General features: G+C 45.3%; 16 protein-coding genes. 14 read left to right on the top strand and 2 right to left on the bottom strand.

Translation table 11 applies throughout. From position 1 onward, the window contains the following. Positions 1 to 18 precede the first annotated feature (18 nt). The 11 genes from glgP to EFER_RS17050 all read left to right on the top strand — a co-directional run bounded on the left by glgP (position 19) and on the right by EFER_RS17050 (position 13,441). Complete coding sequence (glgP, locus tag EFER_RS17100; protein ID WP_000993433.1) at positions 19 to 2,466, top strand: glycogen phosphorylase; 2,448 nt, start codon at positions 19 to 21, stop codon at positions 2,464 to 2,466. A gap of 489 nt (positions 2,467 to 2,955) precedes the next feature. Beyond that, positions 2,956 to 3,660, top strand: a complete 705-nt coding sequence (locus tag EFER_RS17095) for a fimbrial protein (protein ID WP_000668511.1) — start codon at positions 2,956 to 2,958, stop codon at positions 3,658 to 3,660. A 119-nt stretch (positions 3,661 to 3,779) separates the two neighbouring features. After that, positions 3,780 to 4,532: a fimbria/pilus periplasmic chaperone gene (locus EFER_RS17090; protein WP_001267302.1), complete on the top strand. Its 753-nt coding sequence runs from the start codon at positions 3,780 to 3,782 to the stop codon at positions 4,530 to 4,532. Between the two features lie 40 nt (positions 4,533 to 4,572). Then, positions 4,573 to 7,164, top strand: coding sequence for a fimbrial biogenesis usher protein (locus EFER_RS17085; RefSeq protein WP_001049812.1), 2,592 nt, complete (start codon positions 4,573 to 4,575; stop codon positions 7,162 to 7,164). Positions 7,165 to 7,211: 47 nt separating this feature from the next. Next, positions 7,212 to 7,727, top strand: a complete 516-nt coding sequence (locus EFER_RS17080) for a fimbrial protein (RefSeq protein ID WP_046077101.1) — start codon at positions 7,212 to 7,214, stop codon at positions 7,725 to 7,727. 7 nt (positions 7,728 to 7,734) lie between these two features. Continuing rightward, on the top strand, positions 7,735 to 8,259 hold the full coding sequence (locus tag EFER_RS17075) for a fimbrial protein (RefSeq protein WP_000199135.1): 525 nt from the start codon (positions 7,735 to 7,737) through the stop codon (positions 8,257 to 8,259). Then, entirely contained in the window at positions 8,225 to 9,001 is a 777-nt protein-coding gene (locus EFER_RS17070; protein ID WP_024256543.1) for a fimbrial biogenesis chaperone, read from the top strand. Before EFER_RS17075 ends, EFER_RS17070 begins: the two co-directional genes overlap by 35 nt. Positions 9,002 to 9,014: 13 nt before the next feature. Next, on the top strand, positions 9,015 to 10,145 hold the full coding sequence (locus tag EFER_RS17065; RefSeq protein ID WP_024256542.1) for a fimbrial protein: 1,131 nt from the start codon (positions 9,015 to 9,017) through the stop codon (positions 10,143 to 10,145). 145 nt (positions 10,146 to 10,290) lie between these two features. Next, on the top strand, positions 10,291 to 11,844 hold the full coding sequence (locus tag EFER_RS17060) for a PstS family phosphate ABC transporter substrate-binding protein (protein WP_000794539.1): 1,554 nt from the start codon (positions 10,291 to 10,293) through the stop codon (positions 11,842 to 11,844). 79 nt (positions 11,845 to 11,923) lie between these two features. Next, positions 11,924 to 12,976 (top strand): ankyrin repeat domain-containing protein, encoded by a 1,053-nt coding sequence (locus EFER_RS17055; protein ID WP_001029629.1) that lies wholly within the window; start codon positions 11,924 to 11,926, stop codon positions 12,974 to 12,976. A 30-nt stretch (positions 12,977 to 13,006) separates the two neighbouring features. Beyond that, entirely contained in the window at positions 13,007 to 13,441 is a 435-nt protein-coding gene (locus EFER_RS17050; protein ID WP_000209824.1) for a hypothetical protein, read from the top strand. Between the two features lie 31 nt (positions 13,442 to 13,472). On the opposite strand, the gene glpD is transcribed toward EFER_RS17050, so the two are convergent. Next, the gene (gene glpD, locus EFER_RS17045) at positions 13,473 to 14,978 is read right to left on the bottom strand and encodes a glycerol-3-phosphate dehydrogenase (protein ID WP_000448111.1); all 1,506 of its coding nucleotides are present in this window, start codon (positions 14,976 to 14,978) and stop codon (positions 13,473 to 13,475) included. A gap of 189 nt (positions 14,979 to 15,167) precedes the next feature. Between glpD and glpE the strand changes: the two genes are divergently transcribed. The 3 genes from glpE to EFER_RS17030 are packed head-to-tail and all read left to right on the top strand — an operon-like array spanning position 15,168 to position 17,144. Further along, positions 15,168 to 15,494 carry a thiosulfate sulfurtransferase GlpE gene (gene glpE, locus EFER_RS17040; RefSeq protein WP_000371928.1) on the top strand — a complete coding sequence of 109 codons (327 nt, stop codon included), beginning with the start codon at positions 15,168 to 15,170 and terminating at the stop codon, positions 15,492 to 15,494. A 44-nt stretch (positions 15,495 to 15,538) separates the two neighbouring features. After that, positions 15,539 to 16,369, top strand: a complete 831-nt coding sequence (glpG, locus tag EFER_RS17035; RefSeq protein WP_000928711.1) for a rhomboid family intramembrane serine protease GlpG — start codon at positions 15,539 to 15,541, stop codon at positions 16,367 to 16,369. Positions 16,370 to 16,385: 16 nt separating this feature from the next. After that, positions 16,386 to 17,144 (top strand): DeoR/GlpR family transcriptional regulator, encoded by a 759-nt coding sequence (locus tag EFER_RS17030; protein WP_000815105.1) that lies wholly within the window; start codon positions 16,386 to 16,388, stop codon positions 17,142 to 17,144. Here EFER_RS17030 and rtcR read toward each other — a convergent pair. Continuing rightward, positions 17,126 to 18,724 carry a DNA-binding transcriptional regulator RtcR gene (rtcR, locus tag EFER_RS17025; protein ID WP_001232892.1) on the bottom strand — a complete coding sequence of 533 codons (1,599 nt, stop codon included), beginning with the start codon at positions 18,722 to 18,724 and terminating at the stop codon, positions 17,126 to 17,128. The genes EFER_RS17030 and rtcR overlap by 19 nt on opposite strands. Positions 18,725 to 18,786: the final 62 nt, after the last annotated feature.

Raw genomic sequence — 18,786 nt, 5'->3', positions numbered from 1 at the left:
ATCCCAGGGATCACCTATATGAATGCTCCATTTACTTATGCATCGCCCACACTTAGCGTTGAGGCTCTTAAGCATTCAATCGCCTATAAGCTGATGTTTACGATTGGCAAAGATCCTGTCATTGCCAATAAACATGAATGGCTTAACGCGACACTGTTTGCGGTGCGCGACCGCCTTGTAGAGCGCTGGTTGCGCTCTAACCGTGCGCAGTTGTCGCAGGAAACTCGCCAGGTTTACTACCTGTCGATGGAGTTTCTGATTGGTCGAACCCTGTCCAATGCGTTGTTATCGTTAGGTATTTATGACGATGTTAAAAACGCACTGGAAGCAATGGGCTTAGATCTTGAAGAGTTGATTGATGAAGAAAATGACCCTGGCCTCGGCAACGGTGGTCTGGGGCGTCTGGCGGCCTGTTTCCTTGACTCACTGGCAACCTTAGGGCTGCCAGGTCGTGGTTATGGTATCCGTTACGACTACGGCATGTTTAAGCAGAACATCGTCAACGGCAGCCAGAAAGAGTCTCCAGACTACTGGCTGGAATATGGCAACCCGTGGGAGTTCAAACGGCACAACACCCGTTACAAAGTTCGCTTTGGCGGGCGTATCCAGCAGGAGGGTAAGAAAACTCGCTGGATTGAAACCGAAGAGATCCTCGCAGTTGCTTACGACCAGATTATCCCTGGCTACGACACTGACGCGACCAATACCTTGCGTTTGTGGAATGCTCAGGCCAGTAGTGAAATTAACCTCGGTAAATTCAACCAGGGCGACTACTTTGCCGCAGTGGAAGATAAAAACCACTCCGAGAACGTTTCCCGCGTACTTTACCCGGATGATTCCACCTACTCAGGTCGTGAGTTACGCCTGCGCCAGGAGTATTTCCTGGTCTCCGCCACCGTGCAGGATATTCTAAGCCGTCATTATCAGCTGCATAAAACCTACGACAATCTGGCGGATAAAATCGCCATTCACCTCAACGATACCCACCCGGTGTTGTCGATCCCAGAGCTTATGCGCCTGTTGATTGATGAGCATAAGTTTAGCTGGGATGACGCGTTTGAAGTGTGTTGTCAGGTCTTCTCCTATACCAACCACACGCTGATGAGTGAAGCGCTGGAAACCTGGCCGGTAGATATGCTGGGTAAAATCCTGCCGCGTCATTTGCAGATCATCTTTGAGATCAACGACTACTTCCTGAAAACCGTGCAGGAGCAGTATCCGAACGATACCGGTCTGCTGGGGCGTGCGTCGATCATTGATGAATCGAACGGCCGACGTGTGCGGATGGCGTGGCTGGCGGTTGTGGTTAGCCATAAAGTCAACGGTGTGTCCGAGCTGCACTCAAACCTGATGGTGCAATCGCTATTTGCGGATTTCGCGACGATTTTCCCTGGGCGCTTTACCAACGTGACGAACGGCGTAACGCCGCGTCGCTGGCTGGCTGTGGCTAACCCGTCGCTTTCCAAAGTGCTGGACGAAAATATTGGTCGTAACTGGCGTACCGACCTAAGCCAGCTCAGCGAACTTGAACAGCACTGCGATTTCCCGCTGGTTAATCGGGCAATTCACAATGCCAAGCTGGAAAACAAAAAGCGTCTGGCTATTTTTATCGCGCAACAGCTCAACGTTGTCGTTAATCCGAAAGCGTTGTTTGATGTGCAGATCAAACGTATCCACGAGTACAAACGTCAATTGATGAATGTGCTGCATGTGATTACCCGCTACAACCGCATTAAGGCTGATCCTGATGCAGAGTGGGTGCCGCGTGTGAACATTTTTGCCGGGAAAGCTGCTTCAGCATATTACATGGCAAAACACATCATTCACCTGATCAACGATGTGGCGAAAGTGATCAATAACGATCCGCAGATTGGCGACAAACTGAAGGTTGTATTTATCCCGAACTACAGCGTGAGTCTGGCGCAGATGATCATTCCAGCGGCTGATCTGTCAGAACAAATTTCCCTGGCAGGCACAGAAGCTTCCGGCACCAGTAATATGAAGTTTGCACTTAACGGCGCGCTGACTATCGGTACGCTGGACGGTGCGAACGTCGAGATGCTGGATCATGTCGGTGCTGACAATATCTTTATCTTTGGTAATACTGCGGAAGAAGTGGAAGAACTGCGTCGTCAGGGCTATAAGCCGCGTGAGTACTATGAGAAAGATGAAGAGCTGCATCAGGTGCTGACGCAAATTGGCAGCGGTGTTTTCAGCCCGGAAGAACCGGGGCGTTACCGGGATTTGGTGGATTCACTGATTAACTTTGGTGATCACTATCAGGTACTGGCTGATTACCGCAGTTACGTTGATTGTCAGGATAAAGTGGACGAACTGTATGGTCGCCAGGAAGAGTGGACTGCAAAAGCAATGCTGAACATCGCTAATATGGGTTATTTCTCTTCTGACCGCACTATCAAAGAGTACGCTGATCATATCTGGCATATCGATCCGGTGAGATTGTAATTATTACCTAATGACACTGCCGGGTGTTTCCATAAAGATTATCTTTAATGGAACACACGGCATTTTTTTGTATTGGTATAATACGTAAAACGAATAATTATTTTCATTGAATTTGCATTGTGAATGTATTCTGAAAATTAATTGTGAGAATTAATTTAAATCAAGAGGATTTGATATTATTTTTATATGAATAAGAGAAGATTATTCATTTTAATTATTGTTGTTGCCGTGGTTTAATTACTCTGGTGAATGTAATTCTCTTTTTTTTCAAGTGGATAGGTTATAATTTAAAACCATTGATTGCGAATCAGTTTTTTTAGAGTTAAATTATCCTCACTAAATATAATATTTATCTATCATTCTTTCTCTTCATTCATTCCTGTGGGGTTACCAGTACCCATTTATTCTTTTTTGTATCGTAACCCATGATAGTTACATATGAAAAATTGCCTATATCACTTGGATTTTTTAACAAAAGGAAAGGTATAAATGAAATTTCATTTATCTAATTTATCTGTAGCTTTACTGGCATCAGGTATGCTGATGTCAACAGCGGTAATCGCTGCGCCAGGCGATGCATCAAAATTTGGTGGCGCGGATACAGACTGGAGTACCGTTGATTATCCAAAACTTACCGATATGGATAGCAACACCGATGCGATGGGCGGAAACATCCGCTTTACGGGGCGTGTGGTTAAAGCGACATGCAAGGTTGCTACAGAATCGAAACAGATTGAAGTGGTACTGCCAGTCGTACCTTCTAACGCTTTCACAGGCATTGATACCGAGGCAACGGGAGCCAGTAACCAGACTGACTTCAACATTAAACTGACCGATTGTAGCAATACGGACAGTCAAAATATTGAATTTCGTTTTACTGGCGTAGCAGACAGTGCTAATCAGACGCTTGCCAATGAAGTTGAAGGAGACACTGATGCTGATGGTAATGGCGAAGCAGGTGCAACAGGTGTAGGGATTCGTATTTATTCTAAAAACACGACAGCTGATGGTCTGATTAAACTGAATACACAAACTCCTCAGGGTAGTGGTTCTTCGGCGGCTTACGTGATTCCCGGCGATGCAGTCAAACATGATTTTACTGCGGCATTTACTGCGGGCTATGCGCAGAACGGTAATACCGTTGCACCCGGTCTGGTTAAATCTACGGCAAGTTTCGTCGTGCTGTACGAATAATTACGCAAGAAAATTTCAGGTTACAGTTATTTGTAGCCTGAAATTAATATTACGTGTTGAATTATAATAAATAGACACGTATCAGTAATTAAAATTAGTTTCATCTACAAGGATGCAGTATGAGATGGATTTCAAAAAATAAATGTTTTACGAATAGAAACATTAATTCTTTGCTGAATGCTCAATATGTCATAAGGGTCGGTGCTCTATTTTTACTGTCTGCCATATCTGTCAACTCTATTGCTGCGGGTGGTTTCGGCCTCGGCTCCACGCGTCTGATTTATCCATCTGACAGTCAGCAAATTACATTAAATGTGCAGAATGGTGGGGCTAACACCAGCTATTTAATCCAGTCATGGGTTGATGACAATCAAAGCAGTAAAAAAAGTCAGGATTTTGTGGTTACGCCTCCTTTATTTATGTTGCCAACGCGAAAAGAAGCATCATTGAGGATAATGTTTATTGGTAAATCACAGTTACCGACTGATCGCGAAACATTATTCTGGATGAATGTGAAAGCGATTCCGCCAACGGATGAGAAGAATACCCAGAAAAACACGTTACAACTGGCGTTACAAAACAGAATTAAATTATTTTACCGTCCAATAAATTTACCTGTCCAGGCTGGTAAAGCGCGGGATATGCTGCGATTTAAATACGAAGGTAAACAACTGAAAATCATTAACCCTTCTCCCTATTATCTGACGGTGACTGGAATCAGGGTGCAAGGGACAAAATTACCTAATACGTTTGTTCCCCCGAAAAGTGACATCACAGTAACTTCACCGGTGACGTTAGCGGGGGAAATTACGTATCAAACAATTAATGATTACGGTGCTACGACGGCCAGGCAAAAGGGAACGATGCAATAAACCTGGAAGATAAAACATTAAAGTAACTCAGGTCAGGGATATGAACCTAAAGCTCAGAAAACTCGAACACGGGATGGCAAGGCACAAGCAGATGAGGCGGTGTATGCTGCTTCTACTGACACTTTTGCCTACGTGTTCAGTGGCGGGTATGCGCTTTAACCCTGCATTCCTGTCGGGTGATACCGAAGCTGTTGCTGATTTATCTCGTTTTGAGAAAGGGATGACATATCTGCCTGGTAGCTATGAGGTTGAAATATGGGTCAATGATTCGCCTTTGACATCACGTAAGGTGACTTTCAACGCTGATGAGCAGAATCAGTTGATCCCCTGTTTTTCGCTCGATGAGTTAGTTACTTTAGGAATTAACAAAAGTGCATTGCCGGAGCAGGCGCAAGCAGAGGGGAATAATTGTCTCGATTTACGTATATGGTTTGCAGAAGTTCAATATACTCCTGAACTGGATGCGCAACGACTCAAACTGACCTTTCCGCAGGCAATATTAAAGCATGAAGCACGTGGTTATATTCCGCCTGAGGAATGGGATAATGGTATCCCGGCCATTCTTATTAATTATGATTTTTCTGGCAACAGTGATCGTGGAGACTATGCGTCTGATAGTTATTATTTAAATCTCCGTTCAGGTTTAAATTTAGGGGCGTGGCGTTTTCGTGATTATTCTACATGGAGTCGTTCAGGTAATTCACCGGGTAAAATTGCACATGTGAGTAGTACGTTACAACGAGTAATTATTCCTTTTAAAAGTGAATTAACACTAGGTGATACCTGGTCTTCATCGGATGTTTTCGACAGCGTGAGTATTCGTGGTGCTAAACTTGAATCCGATGAAAACATGCTACCCGATAGCCAAAGTGGTTTTGCCCCCACTGTGCGCGGTATTGCTAAAAGTAATGCTCAGGTAACGATTAAACAAAATGGCTATGTTATTTATCAGACATATACTCCTCCCGGACCTTTTGAAATCAATGATCTGAACCCTACGTCTTCCGCTGGGGATTTGGAAGTTACGATCAAAGAGTCTGATAATTCCGAAACTATCTATACCATTCCTTACGCCGCTGTTCCCATTCTTCAACGAGAAGGGCATATTAAATATTCGGCAACGGTCGGTAAATATCGTAGCAATAGCTATAATCAAAACAGTCCGAATGTCTTTCAAGGAGATTTGATTTGGGGGTTACCCTGGGATATTACCGCCTACGGAGGGATGCAATACTCAAATAATTATCGGGCAATTGCACTCGGTCTTGGATTCAACTTTGGTATGTTTGGTGCGACGTCATTTGATTTGACGCAAGCCAATAGCACCCTTACTGATGGCAGTAAACATCAAGGGCAATCGTACCGTTTTCTATACTCAAAATCGTTAGTACAAACAGGTACGGCGTTTCAGATTATTGGTTATCGCTATTCGACGGAGGGATTTTATTCGTTGAGTGATACCACATACAAAAAAATGTCGGGTACGGTTATCGATCCAGATACCCTTAATGAAAAAGACTATGTTTATAACTGGAATGATTTTTATAATTTACGTTATAACAAAAGAGGAAAGTTTCAGGCAAATATATCGCAACCATTGGGCGAATATGGCTCTATGTATTTGGCGGCAAGTCAACAAACTTACTGGAATACGAATAATAAAGATACCTTGTATCAGGTTGGCTATAATACGAGCGTACATGGGATTTATTTAAATATTGCTTATAATTATAGCAAGTCACCAGGTTCAGATGCGGACAGAATCTTATCCGTAAATGTCTCATTGCCGATCAGTAATTGGTTATCACCAGCAGTCGATGGGCGTACTGTGACAAATTCTATGACAGCGACTTATGGTTACAATCAGGATAATAGCGGTCATGTAAATCAGTATGTCGGAGTATCTGGATCGCTGCTGGAACAACATAATCTCAACTATAATGTTCAACAAAATTTTGCCAACCAGAATAATGGCGAAAATGGCTCGGTAGGTTTAAATTACCGTGGTACATATGGTTCACTAAATTCTGGATACAGCTACGATAATAATCGTAACCAGCAATTTAACTATGGTTTAAGTGGTGCCATGGTTATTCACGAAAATGGTTTCACGCTAAGTCAGCCGTTAGGTGAAACAAATATACTGATAAAAGCGCCAGGGGCAAATAATGTTAATGTGGAACGCGGAACAGGGGTTAAAACAGACTGGCGTGGCTATGCTGTCGTACCTTATGCCACGGAATATCGGCGTAATAATATCTCTTTAGACCCTATGTCTATGAGTATGCATACAGAATTAGATGCTACTACTATGGAAGTGATACCTAGCAAAGGTGCTTTAGTTCGTGCTGAGTTTAATGCACATGTTGGTATTCGTGGTTTATTTAATATTCGCTATCGTAGTAAATCAGTTCCATTTGGTGCGACGGCCAGTGTATCCACTGAGGGGACAACTCAGATTACAGGAATAGTGGGTGACAGTGGGCAGGTATATCTCTCCGGTTTGCCTTTACAAGGCATAATAAATATACAGTGGGGAGAAAATTCTTATCAGCAATGTCGGGCAAGCTATCAATTACCAGAAAGCGAGCTAGCTAATGCTATTAGCTATGCAGACCTGGAGTGCCGCTAATGAATATATTACAGAAATTTATTCTATTAATTTTTACATCATTGTCCATGATGGTGATTTCATGTGATGCACTGGCTAACGATACCGTAGTAGTTACATTTACAGGACAATTATTAGCAAAAACTTGTGACATTACAGCTGGAAGTAAAGATCAGCCAGTAAATATGGGAACTTATGACGCCAATGATTTTTTGAATGTAGGGGACGTTTCTGACAGCCATACATTTACGATCAATCTGGAAGGGTGTCCTACAACAACCAGTACTGTTTATAGTTCAGGAGTAAGTGCTAATGTGCAGTTTACCGGGGATGCTGATGCTATAAATACTACTTTATTACGCCTGACTTCCAGTGCCGATAGTGCAACTGGGGTGGGCATCGAAATTTTAGACAGTAATGATAAAATTATAGCAATTAATAGTGAGTCAGGATTCAAAGAGTTAATTTTAAATAATAATGGCGATGCCAGTTTAACCTTTAAACTCCGCTATAAGTCAACTCAGCAAAACGTACATGCGGGACAGGCGAACGCACTGCTGTACTTTGATATAGACTATCAGTGAGGTTGATATGACACGCTACTGTAATTTAATTGCTCTGTTAATTTCTGTGATATCAATGCCATCCATTGCTGATGATATAACGCATGCAGGTGTTGTACGTATAGAAGGAATAATAACAGCAAAGACGTGTATTGTTGCCGATGAATCTAAAAATTTCACAGTTAACATGCCTGATGTTCCCAGCTATATGGTGAGAGATTCAGGGAATGTTACTGAAAAAATTGGCTTCTCTGTAAAGTTAACCCGTTGTGGCAGTGATGTCAGTAATGCCAATGTCACGTTTGATGGAACATCAGTGAGTGAAGACGCGGCCCTGTATAAACTGGAAGATGGCTCAGTCGATGGGTTAGCACTGGCTATTTTTGATAACAACAGACAAAGTATTAGTAATGGTATAAAGAGTACAAGTTTTGCCCTTACACCATTGGTAGATAATACATTGCATTTCTTTGCTGCTTATAAAGCTATAAAAAATGATGTACAACCAGGAGATGCGAATGCATCAGTTTCCTTTATCGTCACTTATGATTAATGTGCTGATATGCATTTTAATATGTTGCACAAATGCGCAAGCAGGAGTTGTTGTTGGCGGTACTCGTTTTGTTTACCCAGAAAAGCAGTCATCAATTTCGGTCGAGCTTAAAAATACTGCCAGTAAAGATATGCTGGTTAAAATCTCCGTGACACCTGATGATGGCCGTCAGTTAAAAGGGACGCTGGAATCTCAGCCTTTACTTCCAGATAAGGCATTTATTGTCACACCACCATTATTGGTACTTAAACAAGATAAAAATACTAAAATAAGAATTAATGGCATGGGTGCTTCATTACCTGCAGATCGTGAGAGTTTATTTATACTGAATGTGGCAGCGTTACCTGCTCAGGAACAAAACTCACAGCTTAAGAACGAGAATCAACTTCAGGTAGCTGTACGTAATCGGATGAAAATATTTTATCGCCCAGCGAAGTTATCAGGTAATGCACTTGAAGCTTATCAACAGTTACGCTGGTCACGAAACAATGAAGTTGTCACCATTTTTAACCCGACTCCCTGGTATGTGACACTCTATAATTTATCTATTGATGGTAAAAGCATAAATGGTGGCATGGTCGCACCATTTACTCATCGTCAACAGAATTGGTGTCAGCGGCAAGGATATTGCGAGATTAGCTGGCAAACATTGGATCTTTATAATAATGCCTTACCTGAATGGAACGTAAAGTTAAATGTTTTTCAAAATAATGCAATGGGTGCAGTAGCAATACATGGATAACTTTGGAGGCATGATGCTTACTTATTCTTGTGGACATATAAAAGAAATTATTTTATTGTTTGTTCTATCGATCTGTAGTTGCTATAACATCGTATATGCTGAAGATATGGGACGGGATCGCGCTTTTTGTTATCCTGGTGCGCCAGGTAATAATACTACTCCTGCGATGTTTTCTTATAATTTTGGCACTATCACTATCTCAGATGTTAATAATAACTCACCCGGAAAAGTACTACCCTCACAGAACTGGAAAATAGGAACTTACAAGGCTTACTGTAATTCATTGGATGATTATGAAGTTTATTTTTCTGGTGTGTCTGGGATTGATCCGTCGGGGGCGTCAGGTGATTATCAGGGGAGCGATATATTTATTCCTGTAACTCATGAAATATCTGTCTCGACACATGTAAAACTCTATAATAAAAATGGCTCACTGACAGATAAGACAGTACCTTTTGACAATTATAGCACTAATTATCCATTGGATAGAAGTAAACCATCGAGTTGGGGGTCAGGTACTGAAGGTTATATAAAAATTAGACTTGATAAAAAAATAATATCCGATATATCAATAAATAATGTATTGCTGGTTTCTTTGTATGTCAGTCAGCTCCCAACAGAGCATGGACCAATTCCAGTATTTAATGCTTATATTGGCAACTTAAATATTGAGGTTCCACAAGGCTGCACAATTAATGAGGGTACAAGTTTTACCGTTAATATGCCAGATGTTTGGGCCAGTGAATTAAGTCGGGCGGGGGCTGGAGTGAAGCCAACGGGTGTTTCTCCGGTAGCAACGACTATTCCGATAAATTGTACGAATAAAGATGTTGATGCCGTAATGACGCTAGTTTTTGATGGCAATATTTCATCAACGAGAGACATTAATGGTCGGCAAAGTATTATTCAGGCGGAGGATAACCCAGACGTTGGAATTATGATTATGGATAGCCAACAGGAATCCGTAGACTTGAATGCACTGGCTGCCCATGTTGGTGTGCCATTTAAATTAGTTGAAAACAGGGCAGAGTCAGCTCAGACGGCAGACGTGACTTTTCTGTCTCTCCCCGTCAGCACCACTGGGCGACTACCTGCTGCGGGCCATTATAACGCTCTGGCTGTTTTGAGGGTGGAATACCAGTGATATGTGATAGTCGGTACAAAATAAAACCATTAGATATATGGTAATCAGGTTACCAGCCTGGGTTAACTGCTAAAACTTTACTGTTACAGGTGTATTGTGCAATGTAGCAGCAAGTGTTTTTTTGTGAAGTTAAATGAGATGGAATATGAAAAACAATAAATGGATTTTTACTTCGTTTGTACTGGCTTTTATCGCTATTCCCATCATGACCCATTTGGTAGCATTAGTCGTACTAATGCTTCTTGGTCTGACGGAATTTATCTGTGATTCACTAAATTATACGTTAGGTACATTAGGGCAAAACTTACAGCTCTATGGAGGGCTTTCCCTGGGTGCCCTGGCAATGTTTATTGAAGGTGCCGTATGGGGGAAACGGTGTACCAGGCCGGAACTTAACTCCTCTTTACGTTATTGCCTGATGTTGCTACCAGCTTTACTGGTGCTGATTGCATGGATAATGATTGTACAAAATGCTCAATTCAGTTTCCGTGGTGAAGGTTATGCAAATCTCCTTTTCTGGGCTTTACCCTGGTGGGGGTTAAATATTGGATTTATTATTTCAGGATGGTATTGGGGGATGTTGATTATCCCTGTGGGTTCGCAAGTTATTTTTACACTCGGATATTATATATCGCAGCGAAAGAATATATTCCCTGGCGATGCTCAGTATGGTCGTAATATCATCACTCTTGTGATTTTTATTCTTGCCCTAATTGCCACATGGCAAGCGAAATTACGTGCTGATAAATATGCATATGAAACCAAAGAGCGAAGTGTCACAGAAACTTTCAACATATATGCAGATTATCACCCTAATAGCGTCAATAAGAAACTCACACCGTTACGTGGAAATGTGCCATTTCAATATAAAGTAGAACGCCCACGACTTGATGGTGCCACAGCACTTTATCCACTTTATGCTTCTGCATTTTATGCATTAAATGAATTTCCCGAAACTAACACAAGGGAAAATATTAATCATTGCTGTTTGAAAGTTTCACGCACACCTGAGGCTTATAACAGACTTATTGAAAATAAAGCCGATCTCATTTTTGTTGCAATGCCCTCAAAAAAACAACAACAAAATGCAGAAGCAGCAAGCGTCAAATTAAATTATACCCCTTTTGCTAAAGAGGCATTTGTCTTTATCGTTAATGCAGATAACCCTGTGAATTCACTTACTGAAAATCAGGTCCGTGATATTTTTAGTGGAAAAATAACTCGCTGGAAGGATGTAGGTGGTAACAATGAAGATATACAAATTTGGCAGCGCCCGGAAGACTCAGGTAGTCAAACAGTAATGTTAGGAAAAGTAATGAAAAACACTCCCATGCTGCCTGCAAAAGAAACAGAAATGGCTACAGGAATGGGCGGAGTGATCCGAAGAGTCGCTGATTATCAAAATACATCAAGTGCTATTGGATATACGTTTCGTTATTATGCCACGGTAATGAATGCTGATAAAAACATAAAACTACTGGCAATAAATGGTGTTTCGCCAACCATAGATAATATTCGCAATGATACGTATCCCTATACAATTAATGGCTATATGGTGACACGCGAAAACCCTACGGCGGAAACTCAGCAATTTGTCGACTGGTTTTTAAGTCCGCAAGGTCAACAACTGGTGCAGGATGTGGGGTATGTGCCTTTGTACTCAATTATGAACACTGTTAAAAAGAATTTTGAAAAATGAAAACATTAATATGCAAGATTAGTTCATTTCGATTTTTTTCTTTATTTTTTCAAGGGATAATATAAGGAATCAGCACGCTATGGCGAAGGCAAAAAAGAAAAAATTACCCAAAGATTTTGATGAAATTCTCCAGGCTGGGGATTTTGAAGCATTTAAAGCGGTCTTTGAGAGTTGCGACGTTAACGCGTATGGCGGCTACGGTAAAGAACCCGCACTGGCAAAATGCTGGCAATGCCCGGAGAGTTGGGCGCAATGGCTGGTAGAACAGGGGGCAGATCTAACTGCAACAGATGAATACGGTGCAACGCCGCTGCATAATTGGGCGCACTGTTGGACGCAGAATGTCGACGTTTTGCTTAAGTTAGGCGCTGATGTTAACGCCGTTTCCCGTCATCGAGGAACGGCCTTGCATAGCGCGGCGAAATCACATAAACCGGAAAACGTCAGGAAACTTATTCAGTGGGGGGCACAGATCGATGTCTTGAATGCTGAACGGCATACACCGCTGGAGGCAGCGCTATGTGTCTGTCGGACTATTAATATTGAAGAAATGGTACAACTGGCAGAAATTTTGCTGGACGCTGGGGCGGAAAGAACGCCACGTATGCGTGAGTTTGTTACCCGCATTGGTGAGAAATTTGAATTTTTACGTGCAGATTACAATCCGGAAAGTGTAGATAAAGTCAGCGCCGCGCTGGATCGACTGTACCAGATTTTTGATGTTGAACCTGTACCGCATCGATATGTTCATGACGGTGTTTCACCCATTGTAATTAATGCACAAGAAGAGAATATTTTTGCCGCATTATGGCAGCAACTCGTACCGGGTATTGGCGCAGCCAATTCATTGCAGGGAGAAGTTATTCGTATTGCTGGAAAAATAATTTATGAACTTGACGGTAATGGCGGTATTAACTGGGATGCCGATTATAAAAAAATGGCAGATGCCTTTCTGGAATATGTCAGCCAGGGAAATGCGCTCCCGAAACAATTGTTGGAAGAAACTCGCTTGCTTATTGCACTACTTAAGAAAAAGAAAGGGGAGCCGCACCGTTTGGTTGAGTTAAGCGTTATTTGGGTAACCGCGAATTTACAGCCCATCAGGTTGGATAATGTAAAATATAAGTGCTAACAAAATTGCGGATTGAAGGGATTGATAACAATGACGACTTTATCCGCTTTAAACGCATTTCATGAGGAAAACTATGATGTGGTTTGCCCAAAATGCGCAGCAAAAGCGACGGGAAAAACCATAGTAAATGGGACTAAAGGCACCTATCGCTGGCCGTTAATAAGGTTTGCCATCTCGCAAATTACCTGTATGCACTGTGGTTTTAATCGCCAGCTGACGCCAATGCAATCACGTCAACCGGATGCCTGGACGTTCTGGTATGTCTGCGGATTTAAAGGTCAGCGGATATGGGCGATAAATTATCACCATCTTCAGTTTATGATTGCCGTGCTTGCAGGAGAGATTACCGAATCCAATATGTCGTTATATCAACTGGCACTCTATGAAGCATGGCCCGACACACTGAAATTAAAAAAGAACAGGCAAGAGTTGCTTCGGTTATTCAGGCAACCGGCAACCCGATAGCCCGGTTGCACTTCACAACCGGGCATCATCCTTACGACGCCAGCGACAACTTCTGCTGCGTATACTCCACCAGCCACTGACTCACACGAGATTGTTGATCCGCATTCAGCCACATGCCTTGTTTTGTGCGACGCCACAGGGCATCGTCGGCGCGGCGGACCCATTCGTGGTCGACCAGATATTTCAGCTCTGCTTCGTAAAACTCATGCCCGAAATCCTCCCCAAGATCGCTTACCGCCCCCGCATTGCCGAGCAGCAGCTCGCTGTTGCTGCCGTAAGTGCGCGCGTAGTGACGTGCCAGCGATTCGGTCAGGAACGGATAACGGCGGCGCAAGCGAGCGGCATAATCGTCGCGATCGCCTTCAATGGCACCACCCGGCAGCACGCTCTCTTTCGTCCACGCCGGGCCAATACCCTGATAATACGGCGTCAGTTTTTCCAGCGCGTGCTCTGCCAGTTTGCGGTAGGTGGTCAGCTTACCGCCGAATACCGATAACAGCGGAGCTTTGCCGTTTTCATCATGGATATCAAGGGTGTAATCACGGGTAATGGCCTGCGGCGAATCAGATTCATCATCACACAGCGGACGCACACCGGAGTAGGTCCAGACGATATCGTCCCGGCTTAACTGCTTTTTAAAGTGCGTGTTATACACTTTCAGCAGGTAATTGATTTCACTCTCTTCAATCTTCACTGCTTTTGGATCACCTTTGTATTCCACATCGGTGGTGCCGATGATGGAAAACTCGTCCATCCACGGGATCACGAAGACAATACGTTTATCTTCGTTTTGCAGAATGTAGGCTTGCTTCTGGGTATGCACACGCGGCACGACAATATGGCTGCCTTTGATCAGGCGAATGCCATAAGGTGAGGGTAGATGCATCCCGTCGTCGAAGAACTGCTTCACCCACGGGCCGGTGGCGTTCACGAGGCCGCGCGCTTGCCAGCTATATTTTTTGCCGGTATCGATATCTTCCGCTTCCACAATCCACAGGCCGTTTTCGCGGCGAGCAGAAGTGGCACGAGTCCGGGTAAGCACTTCACCGCCTTTACGCACCACCATCTGGGCGTTGGCGAGTACCAGATGCGCATCGTCTACCCAACAGTCGGAATATTCGAATCCGCGCTTAATTTCCGGTTTTAACACTGAATTTGCGCCAAAACGCAAACCGGTAGATCCCGGCAGGCTGGTACGCTTACCCAGATGATCGTACATAAATAGACCAATACGGATCATCCACGCCGGACGCAGATGCGGGCGATGCGGCAGGCGAAAACGCATCGGGAAAGCGATATGGGGGGCCATTTTCAGCAACACTTCACGTTCAGCCAGCGCCTCGCTGACCAGACGGAATTCATAGTGCTCAAGGTAGCGCAGGCCACCATGAATGAGTTTTGAACTGGCGGAAGAGGTCGCACAAGCGAGATCCTGCGCCTCCAGCATCAGCACGGATAAACCGCGTCCAGCGGCGTCTGCCGCGATACCAGCACCATTGATGCCGCCACCTATCACAATCAGATCTTTGGTTTCCATGCTGCCCTCATTCACTTTCGTTAAAGCTCATAAATGTTCGTTATCGAACATATTAGCAAAGAATCGCGCTTTGGGTAACATTGAAAAAACATTTTAGAGTGATATGTATAACATTATGGCGTTTATCTGCCGCTTCGACGTAAACTGTGCGGTAAATTTGCCCACTTGTTTGTAAAGAAAGAGAGACGCATGGATCAGTTCGAATGTATTAACGTTGCCGACGCGCACCAGAAGTTGCAGGAAAAAGAGGCGGTGCTGGTCGATATTCGCGATCCACAGAGTTTCGCAATGGGGCATGCGGTGCAGGCTTTCCATTTAACCAACGACACATTGGGCGCGTTTATGCGTGATAACGACTTCGATACGCCAGTCATGGTGATGTGTTACCACGGTAATAGCAGCAAAGGCGCGGCGCAGTATCTGCTACAACAGGGCTACGATGTGGTCTACAGCATTGATGGCGGATTTGAAGCCTGGCAGCGTCAGTTTCCAGCAGAGGTGGCGTACGGCGCGTAACGCTTTATACTGTCCCCTTTTGTGTGGAATAAGCGACAGCAACGATGTTGATGATTACCTCTTTTGCTAACCCCCGCGTGGCGCAGGCGTTTGTTGATTACATGGCGACGCAGGGTGTTATCCTCACGATTCAACAACATAACCAAAGCGATGTCTGGCTGGCGGATGAGTCCCTGGCCGAACGCGTGCGGTCGGAGCTGGCGCGTTTTCTCGAAAACCCGGCAGATCCTCGTTATCTGGCGGCCAGCTGGCAGGCGGGCCATACCGGCAGCGGCCTGCATTATCGCCGTTATCCCTTCTTTGCTGCCTTGCGTGAACGCGCAGGTCCGGTGACCTGGGTGATGATGATCGCCTGCGTGGTGGTGTTTATCGCCATGCAAATTCTCGGTGATCAGGAAGTGATGTTATGGCTGGCCTGGCCATTCGATCCGACACTGAAATTTGAGTTCTGGCGTTACTTCACTCATGCATTAATGCACTTCTCGCTGATGCATATCCTTTTTAACCTGCTCTGGTGGTGGTATCTCGGCGGCGCGGTGGAAAAACGTCTCGGTAGCGGTAAGCTAATTGTTATTACTCTGATTAGCGCCCTGTTAAGCGGCTATGTGCAGCAAAAATTCAGCGGGCCGTGGTTTGGCGGGCTTTCTGGCGTGGTGTATGCACTGATGGGGTACGTCTGGCTACGCGGCGAACGCGATCCGCAAAGTGGCATTTACCTGCAACGTGGGTTAATCATCTTTGCACTGATCTGGATTGTCGCCGGATGGTTTGATTTGTTTGGGATGTCAATGGCGAACGGAGCACACATCGCCGGGTTAGCCGTGGGTTTAGCGATGGCTTTTGTTGATTCGCTCAATGCGCGAAAACGAAAATAATTCCAGGGATTTATAAATGAAACAAACACAACGTCACAACGGTATTATTGAACTGGTTAAACAGCAGGGTTATGTCAGCACCGAAGAACTGGTGGAACACTTCTCCGTCAGTCCGCAGACTATTCGTCGTGACCTCAACGAGCTGGCGGAGCAAAACCTGATCCTGCGTCACCATGGCGGCGCGGCGGTGCCTTCCAGTTCGGTTAACACGCCGTGGCACGATCGTAAAGCCACCCAGACCGAAGAAAAAGAGCGTATTGCCCGCAAAGTGGCGGAGCAAATTCCTAACGGCTCGACGCTGTTTATTGATATCGGCACCACGCCGGAAGCGGTGGCGCACGCGCTGCTTAATCACAGCAATTTGCGCATTGTGACCAACAATCTCAACGTCGCTAACACGCTGATGGTAAAAGAAGATTTTCGCATCATTCTTGCAGGTGGCGAATTACGCAGCCGCGATGGTGGGATCATTGGCGAAGCGACGCTCGATTTTATCTCCCAGTTCCGCCTTGATTTCGGGATTCTGGGGATCAGCGGCATCGATAGCGACGGCTCGCTGCTGGAGTTCGATTACCACGAAGTTCGCACCAAACGCGCTATTATTGAGAACTCGCGCCACGTTATGCTGGTTGTCGATCACTCGAAATTTGGCCGTAATGCGATGGTCAATATGGGCAGCATCAGCATGGTCGATGCCGTCTACACCGACGCCCCGCCACCAGCGAGCGTGATGCAGGTGCTGACAGACCATCATATTCAGCTGGAGCTGTGCTGATCCTGCACGGCTTCCCACGTCAGACCAAAACGCGCCAGATATTTGCGTAGCCGATCCGCGTCGTTGACGCTGGCTTTGCCCTGGCGCGAAACATCAAAGAGTTCACGCCCGGCAGCGGAAAGCGACTTTGCCTGACGGCAGATAGCGATAACGTGTTCCAGTTGCAGCCGATCAAAGAGGTCGATATTTTCCGCTTCAGCGCCCAGTAGCTGCTTAAGCGCAGAAGAGCGGCTATCCTGCCAGTTGTAGCGTAGACGGTTTATCTCATCTTCTACGGTTTCAAGGGTGATACGCCCACTATCGGCAAACGTCGCCATGCGTGTGACGCTGGCAGAAAGCTCGCGAAAGTTACCGCGCCATGTTGCCTGGGGAGATGTCGCAAAGGCCAGCCAGGCGCGCCTCGCTTCGGTGTTAAAACGTACGCTGTCGCCGGTGAGTGAGGCGTGGCGCTCCACTTCATAATCCAGGTTCGGTTCAATATCTTCCTGGCGCTGGCGTAGACCCGGCAGGGTGAAGGTCCAGAGATTGATCCGCGCGTACAGGTCTTCGCGAAATTTGCCTTCGGCAACCAGCTGACGCAAATCGCGCACCGTTCCGGCGATCAGCTGAAAATCACTGCTCACCTGGCGATCGCTGCCAAACGGGTAAAAGGTTTTCTCTTCAATGGCTTTCAGCAACATCGCCTGTTCGTCTGCGCCCAGTTCGCCAATCTCATCAAGAAACAACATGCCATCGTTGGCGCTGCGTAATAATCCTTCACGAGATTCCCGCGCCCCGGTGAACGCGCCTTTCACATGACCAAACAGCGTCGACATGGCGGTATCGCCGCGCAGGGTGGCGCAGTTCACTTCCACAAACGCGCCGCTAAACTGATGCCGTGCCTGTTTTAATTCAAAGATGCGTCGCGCCAGAAATGACTTACCCGCACCGGTCGGGCCGTTAAGCAGGATCGGTGCGCGGGATTTGATCGCCACTTTTTCGATCTGCTCAATCATGCGGTTGAAATGGGAGTTACGCGTGGCAATGCCGGATTTGAGGAAATCGAGGGTTTGCTGGCGTTCTTTGGCAAAGCGGCTGGCAATAGCGTTATAACGGCTTAAATCGAGATCGATAATCGTCACCGCACCAGGGCTATTGGGCTGTTCTTTTTTACGCGGTGGCGAAGATTGTATTAACCTGGCGGGCAGGTAACGTGCTTCCGCCAGCAGAAACCAGCAAATCTGCGCGACGTGGGTACCGGTGGTGATGTGAATTAAATAGTCTTCTTTATCAGGTTCGAACGCGTAACCACGGGCGAAATCATGCAGGCAGGCGTAAACCTCCTCGAAATCCCATGGGTTATGCAGTTCAATCTCAACGCCCACCACTTCTGTTTCTGGCGAAACATTGGCGATATCGCGTTTAAGCGTTTCAAACAGCGAGCGTGAGCGGGCGTCGTGCAACAATTCCAGTCGATCGATGACTAACGATTCTTGCTGGCATAGACAGAGTGACGGACGCCATTTCGACCATCGCTGACTGCCGCGCCCGGCATAATCCAGTACGGTGCCGACAAAGCCAAAAGCCACTGTTTTACGCATCTTAGATATCCTTATAAAAGACGATATTTCATTATCGGCGAATTGGCTTTGCGGGAAATCTC

Source organism: Escherichia fergusonii ATCC 35469 (assembly GCF_000026225.1).
GTDB classification, from domain to species: Bacteria; Pseudomonadota; Gammaproteobacteria; order Enterobacterales; family Enterobacteriaceae; genus Escherichia; species Escherichia fergusonii.
Note: the sequence above shows the minus strand (reverse complement) of the source record. Positions and strands in the feature narration are given on the sequence as shown.